Annotated in this window: 23 protein-coding genes; 15 read left to right on the top strand and 8 right to left on the bottom strand. The window is 64.8% G+C overall.

From position 1 onward, the window contains the following. Nucleotides 1–8: 8 nt before the first annotated feature. Genes ahbB (ACK2VC_RS09715) through ACK2VC_RS09695 form a run of 5 tightly spaced genes read left to right on the top strand, consistent with a single transcriptional unit; the run spans nt 9 to nt 4,800 of the window. Nucleotides 9–1,025 (top strand): siroheme decarboxylase subunit beta, encoded by a 1,017-nt coding sequence (gene ahbB / locus ACK2VC_RS09715; protein ID WP_486730145.1) that lies wholly within the window; start codon nt 9–11, stop codon nt 1,023–1,025. Beyond that, nucleotides 1,018–1,461 (top strand): Lrp/AsnC family transcriptional regulator, encoded by a 444-nt coding sequence (locus ACK2VC_RS09710; RefSeq protein WP_486730144.1) that lies wholly within the window; start codon nt 1,018–1,020, stop codon nt 1,459–1,461. Before ahbB (ACK2VC_RS09715) ends, ACK2VC_RS09710 begins: the two co-directional genes overlap by 8 nt. A gap of 6 nt (nt 1,462–1,467) precedes the next feature. After that, a complete protein-coding gene (ahbB, locus tag ACK2VC_RS09705; RefSeq protein WP_486730143.1) occupies nt 1,468–2,001 on the top strand; it encodes a siroheme decarboxylase subunit beta in 534 nt (177 codons plus the stop codon). 10 nt (nt 2,002–2,011) lie between these two features. Beyond that, nucleotides 2,012–3,217: a heme d1 biosynthesis radical SAM protein NirJ gene (gene nirJ, locus ACK2VC_RS09700; protein WP_486730142.1), complete on the top strand. Its 1,206-nt coding sequence runs from the start codon at nt 2,012–2,014 to the stop codon at nt 3,215–3,217. Then, nucleotides 3,217–4,800 (top strand): cytochrome D1 domain-containing protein, encoded by a 1,584-nt coding sequence (locus ACK2VC_RS09695; RefSeq protein ID WP_486733209.1) that lies wholly within the window; start codon nt 3,217–3,219, stop codon nt 4,798–4,800. The genes nirJ and ACK2VC_RS09695 overlap by 1 nt, the downstream gene beginning before the upstream one ends. A 126-nt stretch (nt 4,801–4,926) precedes the next feature. Here the strand turns inward: ACK2VC_RS09695 and narL are convergent, their stop codons facing one another. Both narL and ACK2VC_RS09685 read right to left on the bottom strand, forming a co-directional pair. Then, nucleotides 4,927–5,598, bottom strand: coding sequence for a two-component system response regulator NarL (gene narL / locus ACK2VC_RS09690; protein ID WP_486730141.1), 672 nt, complete (start codon nt 5,596–5,598; stop codon nt 4,927–4,929). A 12-nt stretch (nt 5,599–5,610) separates the two neighbouring features. After that, on the bottom strand, nt 5,611–7,497 hold the full coding sequence (locus ACK2VC_RS09685; protein WP_486730140.1) for a histidine kinase: 1,887 nt from the start codon (nt 7,495–7,497) through the stop codon (nt 5,611–5,613). 295 nt (nt 7,498–7,792) lie between these two features. Here ACK2VC_RS09685 and ACK2VC_RS09680 point away from each other — a divergent pair, with 295 nt between their 5' ends. From ACK2VC_RS09680 to mobB, 8 genes are read left to right on the top strand one after another with little or no spacing between them, the layout of a single operon-like run. Beyond that, the gene (locus tag ACK2VC_RS09680; RefSeq protein ID WP_486730139.1) at nt 7,793–9,016 is read left to right on the top strand and encodes an MFS transporter; all 1,224 of its coding nucleotides are present in this window, start codon (nt 7,793–7,795) and stop codon (nt 9,014–9,016) included. 57 nt (nt 9,017–9,073) lie between these two features. Further along, a complete protein-coding gene (locus tag ACK2VC_RS09675; RefSeq protein WP_486730138.1) occupies nt 9,074–10,477 on the top strand; it encodes a NarK family nitrate/nitrite MFS transporter in 1,404 nt (467 codons plus the stop codon). Between the two features lie 52 nt (nt 10,478–10,529). Then, nucleotides 10,530–14,282, top strand: coding sequence for a nitrate reductase subunit alpha (locus ACK2VC_RS09670; RefSeq protein ID WP_486730137.1), 3,753 nt, complete (start codon nt 10,530–10,532; stop codon nt 14,280–14,282). A 1-nt stretch (nt 14,283) separates the two neighbouring features. Next, entirely contained in the window at nt 14,284–15,810 is a 1,527-nt protein-coding gene (gene narH, locus ACK2VC_RS09665) for a nitrate reductase subunit beta (RefSeq protein WP_486730136.1), read from the top strand. Beyond that, nucleotides 15,807–16,568, top strand: a complete 762-nt coding sequence (gene narJ / locus ACK2VC_RS09660) for a nitrate reductase molybdenum cofactor assembly chaperone (RefSeq protein ID WP_486730135.1) — start codon at nt 15,807–15,809, stop codon at nt 16,566–16,568. Before narH ends, narJ begins: the two co-directional genes overlap by 4 nt. Before the next feature lies 1 nt (nt 16,569). Continuing rightward, the gene (narI, locus tag ACK2VC_RS09655; protein WP_486730134.1) at nt 16,570–17,253 is read left to right on the top strand and encodes a respiratory nitrate reductase subunit gamma; all 684 of its coding nucleotides are present in this window, start codon (nt 16,570–16,572) and stop codon (nt 17,251–17,253) included. Nucleotides 17,254–17,280: 27 nt separating this feature from the next. Next, entirely contained in the window at nt 17,281–18,081 is an 801-nt protein-coding gene (locus ACK2VC_RS09650; RefSeq protein ID WP_486730133.1) for a peptidylprolyl isomerase, read from the top strand. Further along, entirely contained in the window at nt 18,078–18,614 is a 537-nt protein-coding gene (gene mobB, locus ACK2VC_RS09645; RefSeq protein WP_486730132.1) for a molybdopterin-guanine dinucleotide biosynthesis protein B, read from the top strand. Before ACK2VC_RS09650 ends, mobB begins: the two co-directional genes overlap by 4 nt. Before the next feature lie 137 nt (nt 18,615–18,751). Here the strand turns inward: mobB and ACK2VC_RS09640 are convergent, their stop codons facing one another. After that, nucleotides 18,752–19,681, bottom strand: a complete 930-nt coding sequence (locus ACK2VC_RS09640) for a DMT family transporter (protein WP_486730131.1) — start codon at nt 19,679–19,681, stop codon at nt 18,752–18,754. A 9-nt stretch (nt 19,682–19,690) separates the two neighbouring features. Beyond that, complete coding sequence (locus ACK2VC_RS09635) at nt 19,691–20,689, bottom strand: alpha/beta hydrolase (RefSeq protein ID WP_486730130.1); 999 nt, start codon at nt 20,687–20,689, stop codon at nt 19,691–19,693. 132 nt (nt 20,690–20,821) lie between these two features. Between ACK2VC_RS09635 and ACK2VC_RS09630 the strand changes: the two genes are divergently transcribed. Beyond that, nucleotides 20,822–21,460 (top strand): alanyl-tRNA editing protein, encoded by a 639-nt coding sequence (locus tag ACK2VC_RS09630; RefSeq protein WP_486730129.1) that lies wholly within the window; start codon nt 20,822–20,824, stop codon nt 21,458–21,460. 49 nt (nt 21,461–21,509) lie between these two features. Here ACK2VC_RS09630 and ACK2VC_RS09625 read toward each other — a convergent pair whose 3' ends face one another. The 3 genes from ACK2VC_RS09625 to ACK2VC_RS09615 form a co-directional block, all read right to left on the bottom strand. After that, entirely contained in the window at nt 21,510–21,815 is a 306-nt protein-coding gene (locus ACK2VC_RS09625; protein WP_486730128.1) for a panthothenate synthetase, read from the bottom strand. Next, nucleotides 21,737–22,288, bottom strand: coding sequence for a nuclear transport factor 2 family protein (locus ACK2VC_RS09620; RefSeq protein WP_486730127.1), 552 nt, complete (start codon nt 22,286–22,288; stop codon nt 21,737–21,739). The genes ACK2VC_RS09625 and ACK2VC_RS09620 overlap by 79 nt, the downstream gene beginning before the upstream one ends. A 290-nt stretch (nt 22,289–22,578) precedes the next feature. After that, on the bottom strand, nt 22,579–24,618 hold the full coding sequence (locus tag ACK2VC_RS09615; RefSeq protein WP_486730126.1) for a primosomal protein N': 2,040 nt from the start codon (nt 24,616–24,618) through the stop codon (nt 22,579–22,581). Nucleotides 24,619–25,067: 449 nt separating this feature from the next. Between ACK2VC_RS09615 and ACK2VC_RS09610 the strand changes: the two genes are divergently transcribed. Then, complete coding sequence (locus ACK2VC_RS09610) at nt 25,068–25,250, top strand: hypothetical protein (RefSeq protein WP_486730125.1); 183 nt, start codon at nt 25,068–25,070, stop codon at nt 25,248–25,250. A gap of 333 nt (nt 25,251–25,583) precedes the next feature. Here the strand turns inward: ACK2VC_RS09610 and hemE are convergent, their stop codons facing one another. Next, the gene (hemE, locus tag ACK2VC_RS09605; RefSeq protein ID WP_486730124.1) at nt 25,584–26,663 is read right to left on the bottom strand and encodes a uroporphyrinogen decarboxylase; all 1,080 of its coding nucleotides are present in this window, start codon (nt 26,661–26,663) and stop codon (nt 25,584–25,586) included. Between the last annotated feature and the right edge of the window lie 61 nt (nt 26,664–26,724).

Genomic DNA, 26,724 nt, shown 5'->3' with positions numbered 1-26,724 from the left:
ACAAGCACATGAACTCCGACCCAGCCACCGCGCCAACCCCGTTCGAGTTTGATCTGCTGAATCGCTTTCAGCGCGACTTCCCGCTGCAGCCGCGTCCGTTCGCGGCGCTGGCCGCCACGCTGGGCAGCGGCGAGGTGGAGGTGCTGGCAAGCTTGCGCCGGCTGCGTGCCGCCGGCACCATCAGCCGCGTCGGCGCGGTGTTTCGGCCGAACACGATCGGCGCCAGTGCGCTGGCCGCGCTGGCGGTGCCGGCGCCGCGGCTGGAAGAGATTGCGCACCACATCAGCGGTTTTCCCGAAGTCAATCACAATTACGAGCGCGAGCACCACTTCAACCTGTGGTTCGTGGTCGCCGCGCCCTCGGCTGCGCACTTGCGCGCGGTACTGCATGAGATCGAAGCGAGCTGCGCATGCGGCCAATTGCTGGCGCTGCCGCTGGTCGAGGATTATCACATCGACCTCGGCTTCGATCTGTCGGCTGCTGCCGGCGACTACGCGACGCCAGCGCATGCCGCCGATGCCTGCACGCCGCGGCGTCCGGCCGCGGTCGGTCTGAGTGACTCCGAACAGCGCGTGGTCGCCGCGCTGCAGGACGGCTTGCCTCTGTTTGAGCGCCCGTTTGCCTGCCTCGGGGTGGCGGAAGCGGAGGCCATCGAGATCATCGCGCATTGGCTACAGAGCGGCGTGGTCAAGCGCTTCGGCGTCGTGGTGCGGCATCACGAACTGGGCTATACCGCGAACGCGATGACGGTGTGGGATGTGCCGGACGACGCGGTCGACGCCGTCGGCCAGCGCATCGCCGCCAGCGGCCGCGTCACGCTGTGTTACCAGCGGCCACGCCAGATGCCGGACTGGCGTTACAACCTGTTCTGCATGATGCACGGCAAGGACCGCGCCCAGGTGCAGGCGCACATCGCGGCGCTGGCGGCCGAGTGCGGGCTGGCTGCCTACCCGTCCGAAATGCTGTTCAGCCGGCGCCGCTTCAAGCAGCGCGGCGCGCATTACGCGAGCGTGCGCCATGGATGAACTGGAGCGCGCCATCATCAATACCCTGCAGGGCGGCCTGCCGGTATGCGAACGGCCCTGGCTGCAAGCCGCGCAGCGCCTGGGCGTTTCCGAAGATGCGCTGCTGGAGCGGCTGGCGCAGATGCTGGAGCGCGGCACGCTGACCCGCATCGGGCCGCTGTTCCAGATCGAACGGATGGGTGGCGCCTTCACGCTGGCGGCGCTGCAGGCGCCAAGGGCAGAGTTCGAGCGGATCGCCGAGCGCGTCAATGCGCTGCCGGAAGTTGCGCACAATTACGCGCGCGACCATGCACTCAACATGTGGTTCGTGGTGGCGGCGGAAACGCCGGACGGCGTCGCCCGCACGCTGGCAAAGATCGAACGCGACAGCGGCTGCCGGGTATTCAACTTCCCCAAGCAGCGTGAATACTTCGTCGAGCTGAAATTGACCGTCTGAGCCGCCATGAACACCGCCAACGCCTCCGCCGCCTCTGCAACAAACCCCGCCGCCGATGACGCCATCGACCGCGCGCTGATCGTCGCCACCCAGCGCGGCTTGCCGCTGGTGCAGCGGCCGTATCACGCGCTTGCCGAGCAATTGCGGCTCGACCCGGAAGAAGTCATGGCGCGCATCCGGCGCATGCAGGAACACGGCCTGATCCGTCGCATCGGCGTCGTGCCCAACCACTATGCGATCGGCTACGTCGCCAACGGCATGTCGGTATGGGACGTGCCGGATGAGATGGTGGACGAACTGGGCACCGGCGTCGGCCGCCTGGAATTCGTCAGCCACTGCTACCGCCGCCCACGCCAATTGCCGTATTGGCGCTACAACCTGTTTGCGATGGTGCATGGCCGCACGCGCGATGAAGTAGAAGCCAAAGTGGCGCAAATCGCCCGCTTTCTGGGCGTGAACGTGCGCGCCCATGACGTGCTGTACAGCACCCGCATCCTGAAAAAGACCGGTCTGCGGCTGGCCTCCCAATCAGCCGAATAGAGGAAAAACCATGTTTCGCATCAGCCAGTACATGCAGGAAATCGTCCACCCGACGCCGCTTGGCCCGAGGCGCAATCCGCCAGGACCGGTGGTGATCTGGAATCTGATCCGCCGCTGCAACCTGACCTGCAAGCATTGCTATTCGATTTCGGCGGACAAGGATTTTGCCGGCGAACTGACGACTCCGGAAATCCATGCGGTGATGGATGACCTGCGCGCGTTCCGGGTGCCGGTGCTGATCCTGTCCGGCGGCGAACCGCTGTTGCACCCGGACATCTACGCGATCGCGCGGCGCGCCAAGGACATGGGGTTTTATGTCGGCCTGTCGACCAACGGCACGCTGATCGACGACGGCAATATCGAACGGATCGCCGCGGTCGGCTTTGATTATGTCGGCATCAGCCTGGACGGCATCCGCGCCACGCACGACCTGTTCCGCCGCCGGCAGGGAGCGTTCGACGCCTCGCTGCGGGCGGTCCAGTCATGCCGCCAAAACGGCATCAAGATCGGCGTGCGCTTCACGCTGACCCAGGGCAATGCGCACGACCTGCCGGCGCTGCTGCAACTGGTGGACGACGAAGGCATCGACAAGTTCTACCTGTCGCACCTGAACTACGCCGGCCGCGGCAACACCAACCGCGCCCAGGACGCCTTCCTGCAGACCACGCGCGACGCGATGGACCTGCTATTCGACACCTGCTGGACCCATATCCAGCAGGGGCGGCACAAGGAATTCGTCACCGGCAACAACGATGCCGACGGCGTCTACCTGCTGCACTGGGTGCGCCGCCACCTGCCGGAGCGCGAGCCGCACCTGCGCGCCAAGCTGGCGCAATGGGGCGGCAATTCGTCCGGCGTCAACGTCGCCAATATCGACAACCTCGGCAACGTCCATCCGGACACCATGTGGTGGAGCCACAACCTGGGCAACGTGCGCGAACGCAAGTTCTCCGATATCTGGCGCGATACCTCCGACCCGCTGATGGCCGGCCTGAAAGCCAGCCCGCGCCAAGTCAAGGGCCGCTGCGGCGAGTGCGCCTACTTCGACGTCTGCGGCGGCAACACCCGCATGCGCGCATTCCAGGTCACCGGCGATCCATGGCAGGAAGATCCGGCCTGCTACCTGAGCGACGCCGAAATCGGTCTGTTTGGGGAACGCGAGCGGGTACCGATGAAGCCCTACGGCGGCAGGAAGCGCGAAGCGAGGCCGGCATGATGCTGCGCGCACTCCTGACCGCCGGCGCCGCGCTGGCGGCGCTGTGGGCCGGCTCTGCGCAATCGGCGCAGACAGCACAATCGTCGGCGCGGTCGGCGCCGAACGCCGCCGCGCTGTACCAGCAGCACTGCGCTTCCTGCCACGGCGCCGACCGCCTGGGCGGCACCGGGCCGGCGCTGCTGCGGGAGAACCTGGCGCGCCTGCGGCCGGCGCAGGCGCAAAAGACGATTGCCGAAGGCCGCGTCGCAACCCAGATGCCAGGCTTTACCGGCACGCTGGACGCCGCCGACATCCAGTCGCTGATCGAGCTGATCTATGCGCCACTGGCGCAAACGCCGGTCTGGGGCGCCAACGAAATGCGCGCCTCGCGCATCGAATACCACGCGCCCGGCAGCCTGCCGGACAAGCCGGTGTTCGACGCCGATCCGCTGAACCTGTTCGTGGTGGTCGAGCTGGGCGACCATCACGCCACCATCCTGGACGGCGACAAGTTCGAACCGGTGGCGCGCTTCGCCACGCGCTATGCGCTGCACGGCGGGCCGAAATTCTCGCCGGACGGCCGCTACGTCTACTTCGCCTCGCGCGACGGCTGGATCGCCAAGTACGACATCTGGAACCTGAAGCTGGTGGCGGAAATCCGCGCCGGCATCAATACCCGCAACCTGGCGGTATCGAGTGATGGCCGTTACGCGATGGTCGCCAACTACCTGCCGCACACGCTGGTGGTGCTCGACACGCGCGACCTGAAACCGCTCAAGGTGATCGAGGTCAAGGACGACCACGGCAAGTCCTCGCGCGTGTCGGCGGTGTACGACGCCGCGCCGCGTCACAGTTTCATCGCGGCCTTGAAGGACCTTCCCGAAATGTGGGAAATCAGCTATGACGACCACCCGCCGCCGGTCTACCGCGGCCTGGTGCACGACTACAAGATGGCCGAGGGACTGGCCGAGCCGGGGCCGTTCGCGGCGCGCCGGATCGCGCTCGACGACTACCTGGACGATTTCTTCTTCGATCCCTCCTACACCAACCTGATCGGCTCGTCGCGCGAAGGCAAGAGCCAGATCGTCAACCTGAACATCGGCCGCAAGATCGCCAATGTCGAGCTGCCCGGCATACCGCACCTCGGCTCCGGCATCAGCTGGGACTATCACGGCACGCCAGTGCTGGCGACGCCCAACCTGAAGGACGGCATCGTCACCGTGATCGACATGAAGACCTGGAAAACCGTCAAGCAGATCCAGACGCTGGGGCCGGGCTTCTTCATGCGCAGCCATGAAAACACGCGCTACGCCTGGGTCGACGTGTTCAACGGCAGCACCGATCGCGACGTGATCCAGATCATCGATAAGGAAAAGCTGGAAGTGGTCGCGCGGCTGCGCCCCAGCCCCGGCCAGGTCGCGGCTCACACCGAGTTCACGCGCGACGGCAAGTATGCGCTGGTCAGCGTCTGGGAAAACGACGGCGCGCTGGTGGTCTACGACGCCGCCACGCTGCAGGAAGTCAAGCGCCTGCCGATGAAAAAACCATCCGGCAAGTACAACATCTACAACAAGATCACGCGCTCGGCCGGCACCAGCCACTGAAGCCGCCCCGCTCGCCACCGGCAGCAGTCCGGCGCTGGTTTACCCTGAGTATGTGTAAATTTCCGCCTTTTTATATACGGAAAACACTATCTGCATCAGGAGTATATGGTCATGGCGTGCGGCTGGCTATTTGCCGTCGTTCGCCACCGCCCACACCGCCGCCTCCAGCCGTGAACGGAACTGCATCTTCTTCAGCAGGTTGCGGATATGCACCTTGACCGTGCTTTCCATGATGTCGAGTTCGCGCGCGATCAGCTTGTTGGATTTGCCGCCCGCCAGTAGCTGCAGGATTTGCCGCTCGCGTTCGGTCAGTTCAGCCTGGGCGCGCGCCTGGTCCAGCGCTTCGGCGCGCAGCGCGCCGGCCAACAGGCTGGACAGCTCGGGGCTGATCGTGGTGCGCCCGAACATCGCTTCATGCAGCGCCTTCAGCAAGTCTTCCGGCTCGGTGTCCTTCAACAGATAGCCATCGGCGCCGGCGCGGATCGCCGCCACCAGGTGCTCGGCGGCGTCCGACACGGTCAGGATCACGATGCGGGCGTCGATCTGGTGCGCGCGCATGCGCTGCAGCGTGGCGATGCCGTCCATGCCTTTCATGTTCAGGTCGAGCAGGATCAGGTCGGGCTCGAGCGCCTTGGCTTGCACCAGCCCGGCTTCGCCGGAATCGGCTTCGCCGACGCACACCAGGCTGGGGTCGATTTCAATCAGTTGCCGCACGCCCTTGCGAAACAGCGGGTGGTCGTCGATCACCAGCACCCGCGCCGGGGCAGGCGCATCCGCTACGGCTTTTTCGGCTTTCATCGCTTCTCCATGTCAGGAGTACATCGGCGCGGCCTGGAAGCGCAGTTCGACGCCGGTGCCGGGCCGCGCCGGGTCCAGCTGCCAGTTGCCGGCTTCGGCCGGCAGTGCCGCTGCAGCCGGACCGACCCGCAGGCTGCCGCCCAGGCTGGCGGCGCGGTCACGCATGATCGAAAGGCCAAAATGATGCGAGGGCGCAGTGGCGTCGCTGATGCCGATGCCATTGTCGCAAATGTCGACCACCAGTTCGCGCTGCGCGATGTCGCCGCGCAGCGCAACCAGCGCGGCGCTGGCTTGCGCATGATGCTCGATGTTCGAAAGTGCCTCGCGCACGATATGCAGCACGTGGATTTCCTGATTGGCCGACAGTTGCAAGCCGCCCAGGCGCAGGTCGAGCCGGGCATCGATGCCGGTGCGTTCGCGGTAGGCGTCCACCGTGCTGCGCAAGGACTCCTGCAGATCGTCGCCATCCAGCTTCAGGCGGAAGGTGGTCAGCAGTTCGCGCAACTGGCGGTAGGCGGACTTCAGGCCGCCGCGCAACTCGCCGAGAATGGCGTCGTCCGGCCCGACCGCACCCTGGCGCAAGCCGTTTTGCAGCCGCAGCACCTGGATGTTCAGGTAGGACAGCGACTGTGCCAGCGAATCGTGCAGTTCGCGCGCCATCACGCTGCGCTCCTCCAGCACCGCCAACTGGCGCTGGTCTTTCTCGCGCCGGGCATTCGCCAGCGCCGCCGCGATATGCCGCCCGACCGCTTCCAGCACCGGCTGCTGCCATTCTTCCAGCTTGGCTCCGGGCGCCAGCAGCAGCGGCATCACGCCATGCGCCGCGTGGCCCTCGCGCAGCGGCACGCTGATCACCTGCGCGCTGCCGGCGTCGATCTGGTGCAACTCGCCCGCGCCGCGGCAATGGTCGCAGCCGATGTGGCCGCACAGTTGTTCGCGCTCGCGCGTCGACAGGCTGGTGGCGACCGGCCAGGCGCGCCCGTCCTGTTCGTTGCGCACGCAAATCAGGCCGGCGCGCACCCCGATCGACGCCTCGACATCGCGCAATACCTGGTGCAGTTTTCCCTGGCTCAAGCCGTCTTCGCTCAGGCTGCGGCTGGTGCGATACAGCAATTGCAGCGACTGGTTGCTGCGTTGCAGGTCGGCGGTTTTTTGCGCCACCCGCTGCTCCATCTGGCCGGTCATCTTCAGCACTTCGTCGGTGGCGTGGTCGAAGGCCTGCGCTAGGCGCGCCAGTTCATCGCCGCCCTCGATCGCCAGGCGGCGGGAAAAATCGCGTCGGCTGATGCGCCCGGCTTGCTGCAGCAACGCGTGCAACGGCTGCAGCACCTGGCTCTTGATCATCCACAGCACGACGCCAGCCACCAGCAGGATCAGCGCCAGCAAGCCGCGCTGTGCCCATTGCAGGAGGCCGATGCGGTGTTCCAGATCGTGCTCGATCAGCGAAGTCAGGCGATCGGCGCGGCGAAAGAACTCGTCCGCGCTTTGCAGCAGCTCGCTGTCGGCTACGCTGGCGCGCGCGCTGACCAATTGCAGGGCCAGCGGCTCGGTGCTGCCGCGCCATTGCTGCACCAGGTCCTGATATGCCTGCGGCACCGCGCTGTAATCGCCGCTGCCTTGGCGCACCAGCGCACCGAGCGACTCCAGCCGCTGGTTGATCAGGCCGTCGATGCGCGGCACCGCCTGCGCCGCCTGACCGCTGGTCAACTGCTCGGTCAAGCGGTAGGTCAACATGCGCAGGGAGCCGGAATCGTTGATCGCCTTGGCCTTGCCGACACTGTTTTCGGCGACGAAGGAAGACAGCAGGATCGAAAAGATCGCCAGCACCGTGATGGTGCCGATCGCCAGACCGACCCGCACCGCCAGCGATTCACGCCAGCGCGTCGTCAAAACCGCCATACCGCTTCTCCCGAATACCGCCTTGCCAGCCACCCCGCGAGCCACATCGGCGCACCTACCTCCAATGCGCTGAATCTGGCACAAGGCGCGCGCATCTTGCCAGAAGCATTTCTAATGCATTGATTTTAAATGTTTTTGATCTTATCCCCACTACCTATTTGGAGGTAGAACGGTGCCGCCCCGAGGTCCTGCGGGGGCTGTTCGCGCACGCGAGCCACTTCTATGATGCAAGCGTCATTGATGCCAGCGCCATCGCCTCAGCTGCCTCCCAACATCAGCCCGCGGGAAATTTCATATGCTCAATCGCCAACAGCTTTCGGTTCTCATTATGAGCACACTGGCGTTCACCGTGTGCTTCGCGATCTGGATGATGTTTGCCGTGATCGGCATTCCGATCAAGGAAAAACTGGGCCTGAATGCAACACAGTTCGGCTTGCTGGCGGCCACCCCGGTACTGACCGGCTCGCTGATCCGGTTGCCGCTCGGGATGTGGACTGACCGCTTCGGCGGGCGCATCGTGTTTTTCCTGCTGATGGTCGCCTGCGTGCCGGCAGTCTGGCTGATCGGCAACGCGAGCCGGTACTGGCAACTGCTGCTGCTGGGCGCGCTGGCCGGCTGCACCGGCGGTTCGTTCTCGGTCGGCGTGGCCTACGTCGCGCGCTGGTCGAACAAGGACAACCAGGGCCTGACGATGGGGATCTTCGGCGCCGGCAACGCCGGTTCGGCGCTGACCAAGCTGGTCGCGCCCGGCATCGTGGTCGCCTTCGGCTGGACCATGGTACCGAAAGTGTATGCCGTGGCCCTGCTGGTGACGGCGCTGCTGTTCTGGCTGTTCACCTACACCCATCCGTCGCACCTGTCGGCCTCCAGCATCACCATGCGCCAGCAATTGCAGACACTGCGCGACCCGCGCGTCTGGCGCTACTGCCAGTACTACTCGATCGTGTTCGGCGGCTATGTCGCGCTGGCGCTGTGGATGACCCAGTATTACATCGGCGAATACGGCTTCAGCCTGCAAAACGCGGCGCTGCTGGCGGCCTGCTTTTCGCTGCCGGGCGGCGTGCTGCGCGCGATCGGCGGCTGGCTGTCGGATAAATACGGCGCCCATGCGGTGACCTGGTGGGTGATGTGGGTGTCCTGGATCTGCCTGTTCATCCTGTCCTATCCGCAGACCGAATTCGTGATCCAGACCGTGGCCGGCCCAACCAGTTTTCACCTTGGACTGAACCCCTGGCTGTTTACCGCGCTGCTGTTCGTGATGGGCATCGCCTGGGCTTTCGGCAAGGCTTCGGTATTCAAGTACATCGCCAACGATTTCCCCGACAGCATCGGCGCCGTGTCCGGCATTGTCGGCCTGGTCGGCGGCCTGGGCGGCTTCGTGCTGCCGATCCTGTTCGGCGCGCTGCTCGACCTGACCGGCGTACGCTCCTCGGCCTTCATGCTGCTGTACGGCATCACCTGGGTTTCGCTGATCTGGATGTATTTCACCGAAGTACGACGTGCTCCGGTGATGGCATGAGGCGCCGCATGTTGCCCGACCGGTCACCGCATCATTCAACCACAAGGAAGCTCCATCATGGCAGCTAACAACCCAGGCGGCCGCCTGCTGAAAATCTGGACGCCGGAAGACCAGGCGTTCTGGAAACGCGAAGGACAGGCGATCGCCAGCCTGAACCTGTGGATCTCGGCGCCGGCGCTGTTTCTGGCGTTCGCCATCTGGCAACTGTTTTCGGTGATCGCGGTGCAGTTGCCGCAGCTCGGCTTCAAATACACCCAGGACCAGTTGTTCCTGCTGACCGCGGCGCCGTCACTGACTGGCGCCACGCTGCGCATCTTTTACTCGTTCGTGGTGCCGGTGTTCGGCGGCCGCCGCTGGACCGCGATCTCGACCGCCTCGCTGTTGATCCCGGCGGTCGGCATCGGGCTGGCGGTGCAAAATCCGGACACGCCGTACTGGGTGATGCTGACGCTGGCGCTGTTGTGCGGCTTTGGCAGCGGCAATTTTTCATCGTCGATGGCCAACATCAGCTTCTTCTTCCCGAAGGAGCGCAAGGGCTCGGCGCTGGGCGTGAATGCCGGCCTCGGCAACCTCGGCGTGTCCTCGCTGCAATTCCTGGCGCCGCTGGTGGTCGCGGTCGGCGTGCTCGGCCCGCTGGCCGGCGCGCCGCGCGTGGTGACCAACCTGAACGGCGACACGGTACATTTCTGGGCGCAGAACGTCGCCTTCATCTGGGTCCCGTTCATCATCCTGTTCACGCTGGCGGCCTGGTTTTTCATGAATGACATCGCCGACGCCCGCGCTTCGTTCAAGGAACAGTCGGTGATTTTCAAGCGCTCCCACAACTGGCTGATGTGCTGGCTGTACCTGGGCACCTTCGGCTCCTTCATCGGCTATTCGGCCGGCTTCCCGCTGCTGATCAAATCGCAGTTCCCGCAGATCAACGCGCTGCAATACGCCTGGCTCGGCCCCTTGCTGGGGGCGCTGGCGCGGCCGTTCGGCGGCTGGCTGGCGGACCAGGTCGGCGGCGCCCGCGTCACCTTCTGGGTATTCGCAGCGATGACGCTGGCGGTGCCGGGCGTGCTGTATTTCCTGCCGTCAGGCCCGTCCGGCGGCAGCTTCGCCGGTTTCCTGTCGCTGTTCCTCATCCTGTTCCTGGCGTCCGGGATCGGCAACGGCTCGACCTTCCGCATGATTCCGGTGATCTTCCTGACCCAGCACATGCGGCAGGCGCAGGGCAAGAGCGCGGCCGCGCAGGAGCAGGCGGTCAAGGCCGCCAACATGGAATCGGCCGCCGTGATCGGCTTCACCGCCGCGATCGGCGCCTATGGCGGCTTCTTCATCCCGAAGAGCTTCGGCACCTCGGCCGCGCTGACCGGCGGCCCGCAAGCCGCGCTATATGCCTTCATCGTGTTTTACCTGTCCTGCCTGGCGCTGACCTGGTGGTGGTATGCGCGCAAGAACGCGCCGATGCCATGCTGAACCATTCGCCGCGCACCGCTTCCAATCATTTGCCTGGACCCAAGGAGCCCACATGAGCCATTTCCTCGACCGCCTGCGCTTTTTCAGCGCCGACAAGCCGACCTTTGCCGATGGCCACGGCATGACCACCAGCGAAAACCGGGCTTGGGAAAACGCCTACCGCGACCGCTGGGCGCACGACAAGATCGTGCGCTCGACGCACGGCGTCAACTGCACCGGCTCCTGCTCGTGGAAGATCTACGTCAAGGGCGGCATCGTCACCTGGGAAACCCAGCAGACCGACTACCCGCGCACCCGGCCCGACATGCCGAACCACGAGCCGCGCGGCTGTGCGCGCGGCGCTTCCTATTCCTGGTACCTGTACAGCGCCAACCGCTTGAAGCACCCGATGATCCGCAGCGCGCTGTTGAAGCTGTGGCGCGAGAAGCGCAAAACGCTGGAGCCGGTGGCGGCCTGGGCCGCGATCACCGGCGATTCGGCCGCGCTCAAGTCTTACCAGCGCCAGCGCGGCATGGGCGGCTTCCTGCGCGCCAACTGGGACGAGGTGAATGAGCTGATCGCCGCCGCCAACATCCACACCATCAAGGAATACGGTCCGGACCGCATCATCGGCTTTTCACCGATTCCGGCGATGTCAATGGTGTCGTATGCCGCCGGCAGCCGCTACCTGTCGCTGATCGGCGGCGTCTGCATGAGCTTCTACGACTGGTATTGCGACCTGCCGCCGGCCTCGCCGCAGACCTGGGGCGAACAGACCGACGTGCCGGAATCGGCCGATTGGTACAACTCGACCTACATCATGATGTGGGGCTCGAACGTGCCGCAAACCCGCACGCCGGATGCGCACTTCATGGCCGAGGTGCGCTACAAGGGGGCGAAGATCGTCTCGGTATTCCCCGATTACGCCGAAGGCGCCAAGTTCGGCGACATCTGGCTGCACCCGAAACAGGGCACCGACGCCGCGCTGGCGCTGGCGATGGGCCACGTGATCCTGAAGGAATTCCACCTGTCCGGCGCCAGCAGCTATTTCCACGACTATTGCCGCCAGTACACCGACATGCCGCACCTGGTGCGGCTGGTGAAACAGGGCGAACACTACGTGCCGGAGCGCCTGTTGCGCAGTTCCGACTTCGCCGACCGCCTTGGCCAGGACAACAATCCGCAGTGGAAAACCGTGGTGCTGGACGAACTGTCCGGGCGCTTCACCGCGCCGGTCGGCTCGATCGGCTTCCGCTGGGGCCAGAAGGAAGGCCAGGATCAGGGCAAATGGAACCTGAAGGAAGAGGATGCCGGCGGCGCCGCCATCCGCCCGCGCATGTCGCTGGTCGGGCAGCACGATGAAGTGGTCGCAGTCGGCTTTCCCTACTTCGGCAACCAGGAGCATGAGCATTTCGCCTCCACCAGCCACGCCGGCATCCTGCCGCGCCACATCGCCGCCAAGCGGGTGCAGACGGTCGAGGGCGAAATCCTGGTGGCCACCGTGTATGACTTGTTCGTCGCCAACTACGGCCTGGACCAGGGCCTGGGCGGCCCGAACGTTGCCGCCAGCTACGACGACGACCTGCCGTACACCCCGGCCTGGCAGGAAAAGATCACCGGCGTACCGCGCGCCGACGTGATCCAGGTGGCGCGCGAATTCGGCGACAACGCCGACAAGACGCACGGCAAGTCGATGGTGATTCTCGGTGCCGGCCTGAACCACTGGTATCACATGGACATGAATTACCGCGCGATCATGAACATGCTGATCATGTGCGGCTGCGTCGGCCAGTCGGGCGGCGGCTGGTCGCATTATGTCGGCCAGGAAAAGCTGCGCCCGCAAACCGGCTGGACACCGCTGGCCTTCGCGCTCGACTGGAACCGGCCGCCGCGCCAGATGAACAGCACCTCGTTCTTCTACGCGCACACCGACCAGTGGCGTTATGAAACGCTGCAGGTAGCCAGCATCCTGTCGCCGCTGGCCGACGCCAGCCAGTTCAGCGGCCAGTTGATCGACTACAACGCGCGCGCCGAACGCATGGGCTGGCTGCCGTCGGCGCCGCAATTGCAGGCCAACCCGATCGCCATCACCAAGGAGGCCAAGGCTGCCGGCATCGAACCGAAACAGTACGCGCTGGATCGGCTGAAAAGCGGCGAGCTGAAATTTGCCTGCGAAGACCCGGACCACCCGCAAAACTTCCCGCGCAACCTGTTCGTCTGGCGCTCCAACCTGCTCGGCTCGTCCGGCAAGGGACATGAATATTTCCTCAAGCACCTGCTCGGCACCACGCACGGCGTGCAGGGCAAGGACCTGGGGCAAAGCGGCGGCGCCAAACCGGAAGACGTGGCCTGGCATGAACAGGCGCCGGAAGGCAAGCTGGATCTCTTGGTGACGCTCGACTTCCGCATGTCGACCACCTGCCTGTATTCCGACATCGTGCTGCCGACCGCGACCTGGTACGAAAAGAACGACCTCAACACCTCCGACATGCACCCGTTCATCCATCCGCTGTCGGCGGCGGTCGACGCCGCCTGGGAGGCGAAGAGCGACTGGGAAATCTACAAGGGCTTCGCCAAGAAGTTTTCGGAACTGGCGGTCGGCCAGCTGGGCGTCGAGCAGGACCTGGTGACGCTGCCGCTGCAGCACGACACGCCGGCCGAGCTGGCGCAGGCCGAAGTCAAGGACTGGAAGAAAGGCGAATGCGAGGCGATTCCGGGCCAGACCATGCCGGCCATGATCGTGGTCGAGCGCGACTACCCGAACACCTACGCCCGCTTCACCTCGCTCGGACCGCTGATGGACAAGCTCGGCAACGGCGGCAAGGGCATCAACTGGAACACCGAGCACGAAGTCAAGCTGCTCGGCCAATTGAGCTACACCGTGGCCGACGGCGCCGCCAAGGGGCGGCCGCGCATCGACAGCGACATCGACGCCGCCGAAGTGATCCTGGCGCTGGCGCCGGAAACCAACGGCGAAGTGGCGGTCAAGGCCTGGGCCGCGCTGTCGGCTTTCACTGGCATCGACCACACCCACCTGGCGCGCACCCGGGAGGATGAAAAAATCCGCTACCGCGACATCCAGGCACAGCCGCGCAAGATCATCTCGTCGCCGACCTGGAGCGGGATCGAGTCCGAGCACGTCAGCTACAACGCCGGCTATACCAACGTGCACGAGCTGATTCCCTGGCGCACGCTGTCCGGGCGCCAGCAGTTGTACCAGGACCACGCCTGGATGCGCGCCTTTGGCGAAGCGCTGTGCGTGTACCGGCCGCCGATCGACACCCGCAGCCACCAGGCCCTGCATAACGCCAAGCCGAACGGCAACCCGGAGATCCTGCTGAACTTCATCACGCCGCACCAGAAATGGGGCATCCACAGCACCTACAGCGACAACCTGTTGATGCTGACGCTATCGCGCGGCGGGCCGATCGTCTGGATTTCCGAAACCGATGCGAAAAAGGCCGGGATTGTCGACAACGACTGGATCGAAGCCTTCAACGCCAACGGCGCGCTGTGCGCGCGGGCGGTGGTCAGCCAGCGCGTGATGCCGGGCATGGTGTTGATGTACCACGCGCAGGAAAAGATCATCAACGTGCCAGGTTCGGAAATCACCAACACGCGCGGCGGCATCCACAACTCGGTGACGCGCGCGGTGCTGAAGCCGACCCATATGATCGGTGGCTATGCGCAACTGTCGTACGGCTTCAACTACTACGGCACGGTCGGCTCGAACCGCGACGAATTCGTGATCGTACGCAAGATGAACAAGATCGACTGGATGGACGGCGAAGCCGACGCCGCCACCGCCAACACCTCAGAGGCCTGACATGAAAATACGCGCCCAAATTGCGATGGTGCTGAACCTGGACAAGTGCATCGGCTGCCATACCTGCTCGGTGACCTGCAAGAACGTCTGGACTTCGCGCCCCGGCATGGAATACGCCTGGTTCAACAACGTCGAAACCAAGCCCGGCATCGGTTATCCGAAGGACTGGGAAAACCAGGAGCGCTGGCAGGGCGGCTGGCAGCGCAAGGACAACGGCAAGATCGCGCCGAAGATCGGCGGCAAATGGCGCGTGCTGGCGAAGATTTTCGCCAACCCGCACCTGCCGCAGATCGACGACTATTACGAGCCGTTCACCTTCGACTACCAGCATCTGCACAACGCGCCCACCAGCCGCACGCAGCCGGTGGCGCGGCCGCGCTCGCTGATCACCGGCGAACGGATGGAAAAGATCGAGTGGGGTCCGAACTGGGAAGAAATCCTCGGCGGCGAATTCGAGAAGCGCTCGCAGGACTACAACTTCGAGGCGGTGCAGAAGGACATCTACGGCCAGTTCGAGAACACCTTCATGATGTACCTGCCGCGCCTGTGCGAGCACTGCCTGAACCCGGCCTGCGTCGCCGCCTGCCCGTCCGGCTCGATCTACAAGCGCGAGGAAGACGGCATCGTGCTGGTCGACCAGGACAAGTGCCGCGGCTGGCGCATGTGCGTCTCGGCCTGTCCGTACAAGAAGATCTACTACAACTGGCAGTCCGGCAAGGCGGAAAAATGCACTTTCTGCTACCCGCGCATCGAAGCCGGGCAGCCGACGGTCTGTTCGGAAACCTGCGTCGGCCGCATCCGCTACCTGGGCGTGCTGCTGTATGACGCCGATGGCATCGAGCAGGCCGCCAGTGCGGCCAACGAGCAGGACCTGTACCAGGCCCAGCTCGACCTGTTCCTCGATCCGCACGATCCAAAAGTGCAGGAACAGGCACGCAAGGATGGCGTGCCGGAAGCCTGGCTGGTCGCGGCGCAACAGTCGCCGACTTACAAGATGGCGATCGAGTGGAAGATCGCCTTCCCGCTGCATCCCGAGTACCGCACGCTGCCGATGGTCTGGTATGTGCCGCCGCTGTCGCCGATTTCCGCTGCCGCCAACAACGGCCAGATCGGCACCCGCGGCCTGCTGCCGGACGTCGAATCGCTACGCATCCCGCTGCGCTACCTGGCCAACCTGCTGACCGCCGGCGACGAGCAGCCGGTCAAGCTGGCGCTGGAGCGGATGCTGGCGATGCGCGCCTTCATGCGCGAACGCCACGTCGACAAGCACGACAACCCGGCGCTGCTGGCGCAGGTCGGCCTCTCCACCGCGCAGGTCGAGGACATGTACCGCTACATGGCAATCGCCAATTACGAAGACCGCTTCGTGATCCCGTCCACGCACCGCGAATATGCCGAAAACACCTTCGATCTGCGCGGCTCGTGCGGCTTTTCGTTTGGCAACGGCTGTTCCGGCGGCGACTCCGAGTTGAGCCTGTTCGGCGGCAAGAAAAAGAGCCGCGTGATCCCGATCAAGGAGGCGCTATGAACACCGTCACTACCGCTTGCCGCCTGCCGACGTATTCCGCAATCGCCGCCCTGCTCGACTATCCGCAGGCCGAACTGCTGGCGGCGCTGCCCGAATTGCGCGCCGCGTTGCAGGCGGAAAAACTGCTGCCGCGTCAGGGCCTGCAGGAGATCGTTGCATTGTGCGACTACCTGGGGCGGCACGACCTCTACACGCTGCAGGAAAACTACGTCAGCCTGTTCGACCGCGGGCGCGGCCATTCGCTGCACCTGTTCGAGCACGTGCACGGCGAATCGCGCGACCGTGGCCAGGCGATGGTCGACCTGCAGCAGCTGTATGCTGGCCAGGGGCTGCACCTGGCCGCCGCCGAATTGCCCGATTATCTGCCGGTATTCCTCGAATTCCTGTCGCGCCAGCCGCGCGCCGAGGCACGCGAACTGCTGGCCGAAACTGCGCACATCCTGCAGGCGCTGGGCGCGCGGCTGGCTGCGGCCGGCAGCCATTATCACCATGCGTTGAATGCGCTGCTCTCGCTGTGCGGCGAAAAGCCGGTCGCAGGCGAATTCGTCGCCCGGGATGGTGCCATCGAGGCTGACGACTTCGAGGCGATCGACGCCGCCTGGGCCGAGGAGCCGGTCGCCTTTGGCGGCGGCTGCGCGACGCCGACCGTCAATCCGGCCGGCGAAGCGGTGATCCGTTTCCAGCCGCGTGCCGGCAGCCCGTCTGCCGCGTCTGCGTCCCCCTCCCGTTCCCCTTCCAGCCCCAGCGCAGGAGCCTGACATGAGCGCCTTTCATAACTTCCTGTTCGGAATCTATCCGTACATCGCCCTCACCATCTTCCTGCTCGGCAGCCTGGTGCGCTTCGACCGCGACCAGTACACCTGGAAGAGCGATTCCTCCCAATTGCTGAAGCGCGGCCAGTTGCGCTGGGGCAGCAACCTGTTCCATATCGGCGTGCTCGGCTTGTTTTTCGGCCACCTGGTCGGCCTGTTGACGCCGCAGGACTTGTACCACGCGGTGGGCTTGTCCACTGCCGGCAAGCAACTGCTGGCGATGGCGGCCGGCGGCGTGATGGGCTTGCTGTGCCTGATCGGCCTGGTGCTGCTGGTGCACCGGCGCCTCGCCGAGCCACGCATCCGCGCCACCAGCAGCCGCATGGACATCTTCATCCTGCTCTGGATCCTGGTCACGCTGCTGCTCGGCCTGATCAGCATCTTCGCCTCGTTCGCCCACATGGATGGCTCGGTGATGCTGCTGCTGGCCAACTGGGCGCAGCACATCGTCACCTTCCGCGGCGACGCCGCCGCCTTCCTGGCCGGCACGCCGCTAATCTACCGCGTGCACCTGTTCTTCGGCATGACGCTGTTCCTGCTGTTTCCATTCTCGCGCCTGGTGCACGTCTGGAGCGGCTTTGCCAGCATCGGCTATGTGGTGCGACCGTACCAGATCGTGCGCAAGCGCTAACCGCTTTTGACTGCGAAGGAATCGACCATGGATCAAGCCTTGCCACTGGTGATCAACGACACCGTGATTCCGCCCGCCGCGATCGCCGCCGAGCTGGAATGGCACGACTCGGAAGCGGCGGCGCGCAACGCGCTGGCGATCCGCGAATTGCTGCGCCAGCGGGCGCTGGAGCTGGGCTTGCTGACAGCCGACACCGCTGCCGAGGCCAACCCCGACCACGGCGCCGCCTTCGATGCCGCGCTGGAACGCCTGCTGGCGCAGGAAGTGCGCCTGCCGCAAGCCGACGAGCAGGAATGCCGGCGCTACTACGCGCTGCACGCCGATTCTGAATTCTGCGTCGGCGAACTGGTGGCCGCCAGCCATATCCTGTTCGCCAGCTCGGAGCGGGTGCCGCTGGCGGCGCTGCGCGCGGCCGCTGAACGGGTGCTGCACGAGGTGCTGGCGCAACCGGACAGCTTTGCCACCGCCGCCCGCGACAATTCGAATTGCCCGTCGGCCGCGGTCGGCGGCAGCCTGGGCCAGCTCGGGCGCGGCGACAGCGTGCCGGAATTCGAGCAGGCGCTGTTCGAGCACAAGCAGCATGCCAAGCCGGCGCTCGGCATCCTGCCCGGCCTGGTGAATACCCGGTACGGTTTTCATATCGTGCGCATCGACCAGCGCGTGCCGGGCCGGGTGCTGCCGTTCGAGGAAGTGCAGCCGCAAATCGCCGAGCGCATGCGGCAGGCGGTGTTCGCCAAGGCCTTCCAGCAATACGTGCGGCTGCTGGCCGGCGCCGCCAGCATCTGCGGGGCCGAGCTGGACGCCGCTGGCAGCCCGCTGGTGCAATGATGAAAGTCTTCGGCATCAGCGGCTATTCCGGCAGCGGCAAGACGACGCTGATCGAGCAACTGATCCCGCGCTTCCGCCAGGACGGCTACACGGTGTCGGCCATCAAGCACACCCACCACGGCTTCGACCTCGACCGCCCCGGCAAGGATTCGCACCGGATGCGCCGCGCCGGCTGCGGCGAAGTGCTGCTGGTCGGCGACTGCCGGCTGGCGCTGCTGCAGGAGTTCGCGCCGGACGAGCCGCCCGGCCTGCCGCAACTGCTGGCCCGGCTGGCTCCCTGCGACCTGGTGCTGGTGGAAGGCTATAAGGACAGCGACCTGCCGCAACTGCGGCTGCACCGCAGCTCCCTGGCGCGGCCACCGCAACTGGACAACCCGGCCATCGTCGCGGTCGCCAGCGATATCGCGCTGGATTGCGCACAACCCTGGCTGCCGCTGGCGGACGTGACGGCGATCCATCGCTTCCTGCAGGATCATCTGTTCGGCGCAGCGCGCTCCGGCTCCCGCTCAGCGCCGGCGTATTGCTGGGCTTGACCGCCGCCTCTGCTGGAGCGGACAGATACTCCAGATCCACCGACCTGTTGTCGCCTATAAATAAACCCTGATTACCACATACTCCAGCTGATCATAAAAATTTCCGGAAAATCCCGGGCACTGAAGGCGGGCCCTGATCAAGCCTGGCCGCTGGCGCCAGGATCCGGCGCCGGGCGCCGCGCCGACACCAGCGCGACGCCGGCGCAGGTCACCGCAATGCCGGCGAGGCTGAGCGAGGCCGGCACCACGCCATACATCAGCCATTCCAGCAGCACGGCGATGATCGGCGTCAGGAAAAACAGGCTGGTGACGCGGGTGGCGTGGCCGCGCCGCATCAACAGGTGCAGCGCGTTGACCGCCAGGATCGAGGCGAAGATCACCAGGAAGGCGATCGAACCCAGCAGGCTCCAGCTCCAGCGCACCGCGAAGCCCTCGACTTGCCACGCCAGTGGCAGCAGCACCAGTAGCGACGCCAAGAATTGGATCAGCGAGGCGCTGCGCAGATCGACCGCCGGGCAAAACACCCGCTGATACAAGGTGCCGCCGGTAATCGCCAGCAGCGAAATGCCGACCGCCATCAGGCTGGCGCCGGAAGCGGCCTGGAAGTTGACCTTGTGCCACACCACCAGCGCCACGCCCAGCAGGCCGAGGCCGACCCCCAGCCATTGCGCCGGGCGCAGCCGCTCGCCCATCAGCCGGGATGCGAACACTGCCGTCAGCAGCGGCTGGGTCGCCAGCAGCAAGGCGGTGATGCCGGCCGACATGCCGAGGTATTGCGCATAGTGGCTGCCGCTCAGATTGACCGCATGCATCAGCAGGCCGGCGACGCAAATATGGAAAAATTCGCGGCCGCTGCGCGGCCAGCGCGCTCGCGCCAGCAACAGCCATGGAAGCAGGCAGGCGACGCCGAACAGGTAGCGCAGGGACAGGAAGGTGAATGGCGGCGCATCCTGCATGCCGGCCTTGCTGGCCAGGTAGCCGGAACCCCAGACCAGCACGAAGAACCAGGCCAAAAAGCTGTCACCACGATGGGCGGCAGGTAGGCTGGCAGCGGGCGCGGACGGCATCAGGCAGCTTCAGCGGGCATTTGCGGCATGGCTGGCCAGCACGATCCTTACCGCGGGGTCGAGCGTGGCCATGAAACCTTCGACCGTGTCGGTATACGCACCGGGCAGGCCGAGCTCCTGATTGATCTGGCGGTGCGACAAGTCTTGCTCCAGCACCCCGGCCGGGCGGCCGAACAGGTTCACCTTGGCGGCAAATGCATGCGCCGGCGTGCAGGAATCGGCTTGGCGCCGGGTCGAGCACACCATCAGCATCGGCAGTGCAGCGGTCGTCAATTGGTCGAACGGCGATACCGACTGCCAGTAGGCCGGGTTGCTGCCGAATACCCGGTCGTACAGCCTCGAATGGCGGGCCTGCATCAGTTGCACCAGGTCGAGCGCGGCGCTGTCCAGCACGATCGCGCCCAGCCACGGCCGGGCGCCGAGCGCCAGCGCCCGGGCCGGCGCCGCCGCCAGCAGCGCAACCAGGTGTGCACCGGCTGAATGCCCGAGCAGGATGAAACGGGCCGGGTCGCCGCCCCATTGCTGCGCTTTGCCTTGGGCTGCGGCCAGCGCGTGCGCGACATCCTCGGCCTGCTGCAACGGGTCGGCCCTTGGCCACAGCCGGTAATTGACTGAAACCAGGATGAAACCCTGCGGCGCCCAGCGCGCCAGCTTGTTTTCCACCACTGCGCGCGCACCCTTGTCGCCATAGCGCCAAGCGCCGCCATGCACCATCAGCAATACCGGCGCCTGCTTCGCCTGCGGCGGCAGATATACGTCCATGCGCTGTTGCGGGTCGCGACCATAGGCCACATCGCGCAGCAGCCGCACCCCGGCCGGCAGTGTCACGGTTTCGGCGGCAGTTGCCGCGGGTATTGCGCCCGGCAGTTGGGCCGGTTGCGCTACAGTAGGCTGCGCCGTCCGCTCACCCGGCGTCCCGCCGAATGCGAGTTGCGCGGCAAACGACAGCGCCAGCGCCAGCGCGCACACGGGGACGCCGGTTCTGATCACGCTGGCAGGAAGTCTCATGTTTTTTTGGGGCGCGGCGCAAGCAACGAAGGAAGTGGAAAGGGTGATGATCTTTGCGCAAACCGTTTGATTCCACCTCCGACCGGACAGCCGAATTACACTATCCGGTTGGGTAACCGTTGGAGGCATCGCATGCCGCGCAAAGTATTCTGGGACGATCCTTACCAAACCACGCTAGAGACCCGCATCGCCAGCGTTCGCGGCGCGCAGGTGACGCTGGAAGCGACCATTTTCTATGCGTTTTCCGGCGGCCAGGAAAGCGATGCCGGTTCGATCGCTGGCCAGCCGGTGCTGGCGGCGCAGAAGGACGGCATGGAGATTCTCTATACGATGGCGCCGCAGCATGGCCTGTGCACCGGGCAGGCGGTGCGGGTCGAGATCGACTGGTCCCGGCGCTACCGCCTGATGCGGCTGCATTTCGCCGCCGAACTGGTGCTGGAACTGGTCTATAAAACGCTGGGCGACATCGACAAGGTGGGTGCGCACATCGCCGTCGACAAGGCCAGGATCGACTTCGCCTGGCCGCACAACATCGCGCCGCTGCTGCCGGCGCTGGCGACCCAGGCGCAGGCGATCGTTGACGCCGACCGCACCATCGTCAGCGCCTTCGCCGACGGACCGAGCGAACAACGCTACTGGGAACTGCCGGGTTTTGCGCGCGTGCCCTGCGGCGGCACACACCTGCGGCGCACCGGCGAAGTCGGCATACTGCGTCTGAAGCGCAATAACATCGGGCGCGGCAAGGAGCGGATCGAAATCTTCGTCGATTGACCGCCGGACCGGCGCTGCCTCAAAGCATTCGGCAGGCATTCGCCGCTACCTATCCCCACTTCTTGCCCAGCTCCTCCAGCCCGGCTTGCTGCAGGTCCTCCGGCGTCATCGCGATCCGGAATTGGCAGTCGGCATTGAAGTGCAGGAACCACGGCTCGGCCAGCGCCGGGATCTGCGCGGCCCGTTCGACATCGACGATCAGCACGGCGCCCCGTTGCCCGCTCTGCTCGGTAAAGTAGATTGCTTCCGGCTTGATTTCTTCGGTGATGCGTCGAATCACGGCCCCCGCCGTGCCGTTCCGGACCGCGGTATTGAACGGCTCATGGGGGAATACGACGTTGAGTAACATACGCACGATGCTTGACTCCTTGAACTGGTGCCAACCAGGCCAGCCGGTGCAGCGAGCATGGCCAGTTCCGGATGGCGACGGCGGTCAGTGCTACTACAGCCCATACGCGCCGCGGTGTTGAAAAACCCCCGCCAGCGCGTGATTTTGCCGCCTTTGACGGTGAAGACATGGGCCCATTCGGAGGCAAAATCCTGCTTGCTGTCGAGCGCCGTGGATTGCTCCCATCCGAGTACGGTGACATGCTCGCCAGCCTCAATGAATTCGCGCGGCTCGAACACGTGAATCGCGTCCGCCACCAGGATTGCCGCAAAAAAAGCGGCCACCTCGGCGCGGTTGCGCCGCCGCCCGGCGTACGGCAAATTGTTCGAACCGACGAACTCCCAATCGACCTCGTCCGCCACCAGCTCCAGGATCGCCGGCACATTTCCCTGACCGAAAGCAGTGTATGCCTGCTGCACGATGGCAGTAGCGGTGCTCATGCCGAAGCCTCCTGTCGAGCAACCACCCGAGAGATCTGGGCGGAACCACATCGATGCCGACGACTTGATTTGCTGGTGATGTAAAGGCCGCGGCGGCAACGCAGCCATAGGAAGACCCTTGCCAAGCCTGAACTTTAGTATTTCTCACTGCGATTACCATGCGCGAGCACGGCGCATTTGCGCTATATCAAACGGCCGCCAGGAAAGGCCGGCCGCATGGAACCAGGTCGTACGCCCGCGCTTTCTCGGGCGTTTCAGTTCGTGCGCGGCACGGCTCCACGCATCTCGCGTCAAATATCGACCGGATCGACTTCCAGCGACCATTTGACGCGGCTCTTCATCGCGCGCAGCGCCGCAACCCACTGTTTCAGGAACGCCTGCAGCGCCGGCCGCGACGCGCATTCGAGCAACAGTTGCGCGCGCTCGACGTTGGCCACCCGGGTCAGCGTCATCGGGATCGGGTCGTGCAGCGTGATGCCCTGGTGCGGCAGGCAGTCCTTGGCCAGTTGTAGGAAATCCAGCGCCACCTGCAATTCGCGCGCCTCGGCGCGCAGCAGCGCCTGGTGGATGTAGGGTGGCAGTTCGGCGGCGCGCCGCTCGGCCAAGAGCGCGGCAGCGAAATGGTCGTAGTCGTGCGCCATCACCGCGGCAAACAGCGGGTGCTGCGGATAGCGGCTCTGGATCAGCACTTCGCTGGGACTGCCGCCCTCCTTTTGCGCAGCACGGCCGGCGCGCCCGGCGACCTGCATCAGTTGCGCGAACAGCCGCTCGCTGGCGCGGTAGTCGTGTGAAAACAGTGCGGTGTCGGGGTTCAGCACGCCGACCAGGGTCAGGTTTTTGAAGTCGTGCCCCTTGGCCACCATCTGGGTGCCGATCAGGATGTCGACTTCGCCCTGGTGCACCTGCTCGAACGCGGCTTGCGCGCTGCCCTTTCTGCGGGTCGAGTCGGCGTCGATGCGCAACAGGCGCGCTTCCGGAAACTGGATCTGCAGACTTTCCTCCAGCCGCTGGGTGCCGCGCCCGAGCGGCTGCAGGTCGACGTTGCCGCAGGTCGGACAGTGGCGCGGGATCGGCAGCTCCAGGCTGCAGTGATGGCAGCGCAGGCGCCGCTCCGGCTTGTGCAGCACCATGAAGGCCGTGCAGCGGCGGCAGTCGCTGACCCAGCCGCAGGCGTCGCACGCCAGCACCGGCGCATAGCCGCGCCGGTTCAGGAACAGCAGCGACTGCTCGCCGCGCTGCAGGCGCTGCTTCAAGGCGCCGATCAGGGTCGAGGTCAGCCCTTCAGCCGGCTTGTCGCGCTCCATGTCGATCAGGCGCACCTTCGGCAGCATGGCGTCGCGCACCGCGCGGGCGCGCAGTTCCAGTTTCCGGTAGCGGCCCGACTGCGCGTGCTGCCAGGATTCCAGCGACGGCGTGGCCGAGCCCAGCACCACCGGGATCTGCAACTGGTGCGCGCGCCACACCGCCAGGTCGCGCGCCGAATAGCGCAAGCCCTCCTGCTGCTTGTAGGACGGATCGTGCTCTTCGTCGATCACGATCAGCTTCAGGTGCGGCAGCGAGGCCAGCACCGCCAGCCGCGTGCCGAGCACGATCGCCGCGCGCCCCAGGTGCGCCGCCAGCCAGTGTAGTGTGCGCTCGCCTTCGGCCAGGCCGCTGTGCAGGGTCGCTACCAGCGTGCCGGGAAAGCGCGCGCGTACGCTGGCTTCCAGTTGCGGCGTCAGGTTGATCTCGGGCACCAGGATCAGGACCTGCGCCGCCTCGCCACGCGCCGCCGCCAGCGCCAGCACGCGCGCGGCGGCATGCAGATAGACCTCGGTCTTGCCGCTGCCAGTGACCCCATATAAAAGGCTGGGCGCGAAACCATCGGCGCCGGCAATCGCGTCGGCCGCGGCCTGCTGCGCCGGATTCAATGCGGGTGCGTCGGCAACCGGCGCCGCGACTGGCGCCGCCCCGTCCTTGGACAGCTTTTTCAGCGCGCGCAGCAGCGCCAGCGGCTTGGCTGCGCGCAGGTTCTTCGGCAAGCCGGGCAGCATCACCTCGCCCAGCGGCCGCTGGTAATACTCGGCGGCAAAAGCGCACAGCGCCAGCCACGACGCCGACAGCGGCGCCAACTCGGCGCGCAGCGCCAGCACGGTTTTCAGCTTGTCCGGCGCCAGCGCGGAAACGTCTTCGATGCCGACGATCACGCCGACCTCCTCGCGCCGGCCGAACGGCACCAGCGCCAATTGCCCGATTTGTGGCGGCGGCACATCCGACGCCGCTTGCCAACGGTAGTCGAAAGCAAAGTCAAGCGGGGTATCGAGCGCGATTTTGAGGATTCGTGGTTCCACGACTTAATGTAATTCCTGAGAAGTCGGGCTAACTAACGGTTTCATATGGAATTTTCAGACTATCCACAAAAACTGTGGATAACTTTGTGGGTAAGTACCTCTTGACAGCCGTAAACGCCAGAATTCATGCGGCTTGCATTAGATTGCCCAAACCAAATGCAAAATATAACTTCTTTAAAATCAATGGCTTGCAAATCTCTCTGAAAACATAAAAAATTCTTTTCATAAAAATTTGCCGTCCCGCATCCCATTCAGGAATGTGCATAAGTTGTTGCAGTGCAGATAAAAATTGTTCCTGGTGCCGGCTCTTGCATGACCTGAGTATGCAAATCCGCGGCTTATCGAGGCATTTCGGGCGGAACATGGCACGGGCTCTGGCTTTCCATAAACAAACCTTGCAAATAGGGAAACCTCGGGCCGCCCGGCTGCCACGCGCAGCATGTTGCAGCTTGACAAACAAGTTTGCGCATCCGGGTGAATTTGTAAAATCGAACGCCGCCGATGTCCGGCTTGCCGCCACCGCGCCGCTCTACTGGCGGGGGGAAAACGGCCGCCTGTCAAGCTGGTTTAATCCAGACAGCGACGATGCAACGCAACAAGAAGTTAATGTAAAAATTCATGTTGTCACCTAAGCACCCGATTCTAAAGCGCTTTTTCAACTATCCACAAAAATTGTGGATAACTTTGTGAGTAAGCGCCTCTTGACAATCGCTAGAGCCATGATCCACGCGGGTTTCAACAAAATGCACAAACTAATCGCAAAAATTAACTACTTGAAAATCAATAACTTAAGAATTTTCTCTGCGCCAAGGCAATAAGGTTTTTTTTAATTTTCGCGACGTTGTTTAAAAGATCATTTTGTGCATAAGTAAGCACGTTTTACTGCCTTGGGCGCTGCCGCAAAGCCGCTTTCCGCTACCGGCGGCGGCTTTCCGCAGGGTTCGCCCGGCTGCACTCCAGTGCCCTCAGGCGCGCATGGAGCGGCTGATTTGATGCACCGCCTCGACCAGCGCCGTGACCGCTTCGGGCGGCGTGAATTGTGAAATCCCGTGCCCCAGATTGAACACATGGCCGCTCCCAGCGCTGGGCGCGCCGAATGCCGTCAGTACCCTTTCCACTTCGGCGCGGATCTGCTCCGGCTGGGCGAACAGCACCGCCGGATCGAGATTGCCCTGCAGCGCCACGCGCTGGCCGACCCGGGCTCGCGCCTCGGTGAGGTTGACGGTCCAGTCGAGGCCAACCGCATCGGCGCCGATCGCCGCGATCTGCTCCAGCCACAGGCCGCCGCCCTTGGTGAAGACGATCACCGGAATCGATTCGCCATCCTTGTCCCGCTTCAGTTGCGCCAGCACCGCGCGCATGTAGTCCAGCGAAAACTGCTGGTAGGCGCCGTCGGCCAGCGCCCCGCCCCAGGTGTCGAACAGCATCAGCGCCTGGGCGCCGGCGTCGACCTGGGCGTTCAGGTAGGCCGCCACCGCTGCCGCGTTGGTGCGCAGGATGTGGTGCATCAGATCCGGGCGGTTGTACAGCATGGTCTTGACGGTGCGGAAATCGTCCGAGCCGCCACCTTCCACCATGTAGCAGGCCAAGGTCCAGGGGCTGCCGGAAAAGCCGATCAGCGGTACCCGCCCGTTCAGCTCGGTGCGGATCTGGGTGACGGCGTCGAATACGTATTGCAGGCTGCCGAGATCGGGCGCGCGCAGGGCCATGACGGCCTTTTCATCGCGCAGCGGATGGCGGAATTTCGGCCCTTCGCCGTCGACGAAATACAGCTCCAGCCCCATCGCGTCCGGCACCGTCAGGATGTCGGAAAACAGGATCGCCGCGTCCAGCGCGTAGCGGTCGAGCGGCTGCAAGGTCACTTCGGTGGCGTAGTCCGGGTTCTTGGCCAAACCGAGGAAGGAGCCGGCGCGTTCGCGCGTGGCGCGGTATTCGGGTAAATAACGCCCGGCCTGGCGCATCAGCCACAGCGGCGTGTAGTCGGTCGGCTGGCGGCGCAGCGCGCGCAGGAAGGTGTCGTTCCGCAAGGGGGAAAAATGTGGCATGGCAAGTGGGAGATTTCAGGAAGCCGCTATTATCGCCCAAAGCATGGTGCCCGGGCCGCAT

The organism is Herbaspirillum sp. WTB6 (assembly GCF_057457785.1).
Note: the sequence above shows the minus strand (reverse complement) of the source record. Positions and strands in the feature narration are given on the sequence as shown.

Excerpts from the sequence above, each read along its gene's own strand:
- ACK2VC_RS09695 (WP_486733209.1), top strand. The coding sequence starts at position 3,217 with ATGCTGCGCGCACTCCTGACCGCCGGCGCCGCGCTGGCGGCGCTGTGG.
- narI (WP_486730134.1), top strand. The coding sequence starts at position 16,570 with ATGAGCGCCTTTCATAACTTCCTGTTCGGAATCTATCCGTACATCGCC.
- ACK2VC_RS09620 (WP_486730127.1), bottom strand. The coding sequence starts at position 22,288 with ATGAGCACCGCTACTGCCATCGTGCAGCAGGCATACACTGCTTTCGGT.
- narL (WP_486730141.1), bottom strand. The coding sequence starts at position 5,598 with ATGAAAGCCGAAAAAGCCGTAGCGGATGCGCCTGCCCCGGCGCGGGTG.
- narH (WP_486730136.1), top strand. The coding sequence starts at position 14,284 with ATGAAAATACGCGCCCAAATTGCGATGGTGCTGAACCTGGACAAGTGC.
- ACK2VC_RS09680 (WP_486730139.1), top strand. The coding sequence starts at position 7,793 with ATGCTCAATCGCCAACAGCTTTCGGTTCTCATTATGAGCACACTGGCG.
- ACK2VC_RS09685 (WP_486730140.1), bottom strand. The coding sequence starts at position 7,497 with ATGGCGGTTTTGACGACGCGCTGGCGTGAATCGCTGGCGGTGCGGGTC.
- ACK2VC_RS09710 (WP_486730144.1), top strand. The coding sequence starts at position 1,018 with ATGGATGAACTGGAGCGCGCCATCATCAATACCCTGCAGGGCGGCCTG.
- ACK2VC_RS09650 (WP_486730133.1), top strand. The coding sequence starts at position 17,281 with ATGGATCAAGCCTTGCCACTGGTGATCAACGACACCGTGATTCCGCCC.
- mobB (WP_486730132.1), top strand. The coding sequence starts at position 18,078 with ATGATGAAAGTCTTCGGCATCAGCGGCTATTCCGGCAGCGGCAAGACG.
- ACK2VC_RS09670 (WP_486730137.1), top strand. The coding sequence starts at position 10,530 with ATGAGCCATTTCCTCGACCGCCTGCGCTTTTTCAGCGCCGACAAGCCG.
- ACK2VC_RS09635 (WP_486730130.1), bottom strand. The coding sequence starts at position 20,689 with ATGAGACTTCCTGCCAGCGTGATCAGAACCGGCGTCCCCGTGTGCGCG.
- ACK2VC_RS09675 (WP_486730138.1), top strand. The coding sequence starts at position 9,074 with ATGGCAGCTAACAACCCAGGCGGCCGCCTGCTGAAAATCTGGACGCCG.
- nirJ (WP_486730142.1), top strand. The coding sequence starts at position 2,012 with ATGTTTCGCATCAGCCAGTACATGCAGGAAATCGTCCACCCGACGCCG.
- ahbB (WP_486730145.1), top strand. The coding sequence starts at position 9 with ATGAACTCCGACCCAGCCACCGCGCCAACCCCGTTCGAGTTTGATCTG.
- ahbB (WP_486730143.1), top strand. The coding sequence starts at position 1,468 with ATGAACACCGCCAACGCCTCCGCCGCCTCTGCAACAAACCCCGCCGCC.
- narJ (WP_486730135.1), top strand. The coding sequence starts at position 15,807 with ATGAACACCGTCACTACCGCTTGCCGCCTGCCGACGTATTCCGCAATC.
- ACK2VC_RS09630 (WP_486730129.1), top strand. The coding sequence starts at position 20,822 with ATGCCGCGCAAAGTATTCTGGGACGATCCTTACCAAACCACGCTAGAG.
- hemE (WP_486730124.1), bottom strand. The coding sequence starts at position 26,663 with ATGCCACATTTTTCCCCCTTGCGGAACGACACCTTCCTGCGCGCGCTG.
- ACK2VC_RS09640 (WP_486730131.1), bottom strand. The coding sequence starts at position 19,681 with ATGCCGTCCGCGCCCGCTGCCAGCCTACCTGCCGCCCATCGTGGTGAC.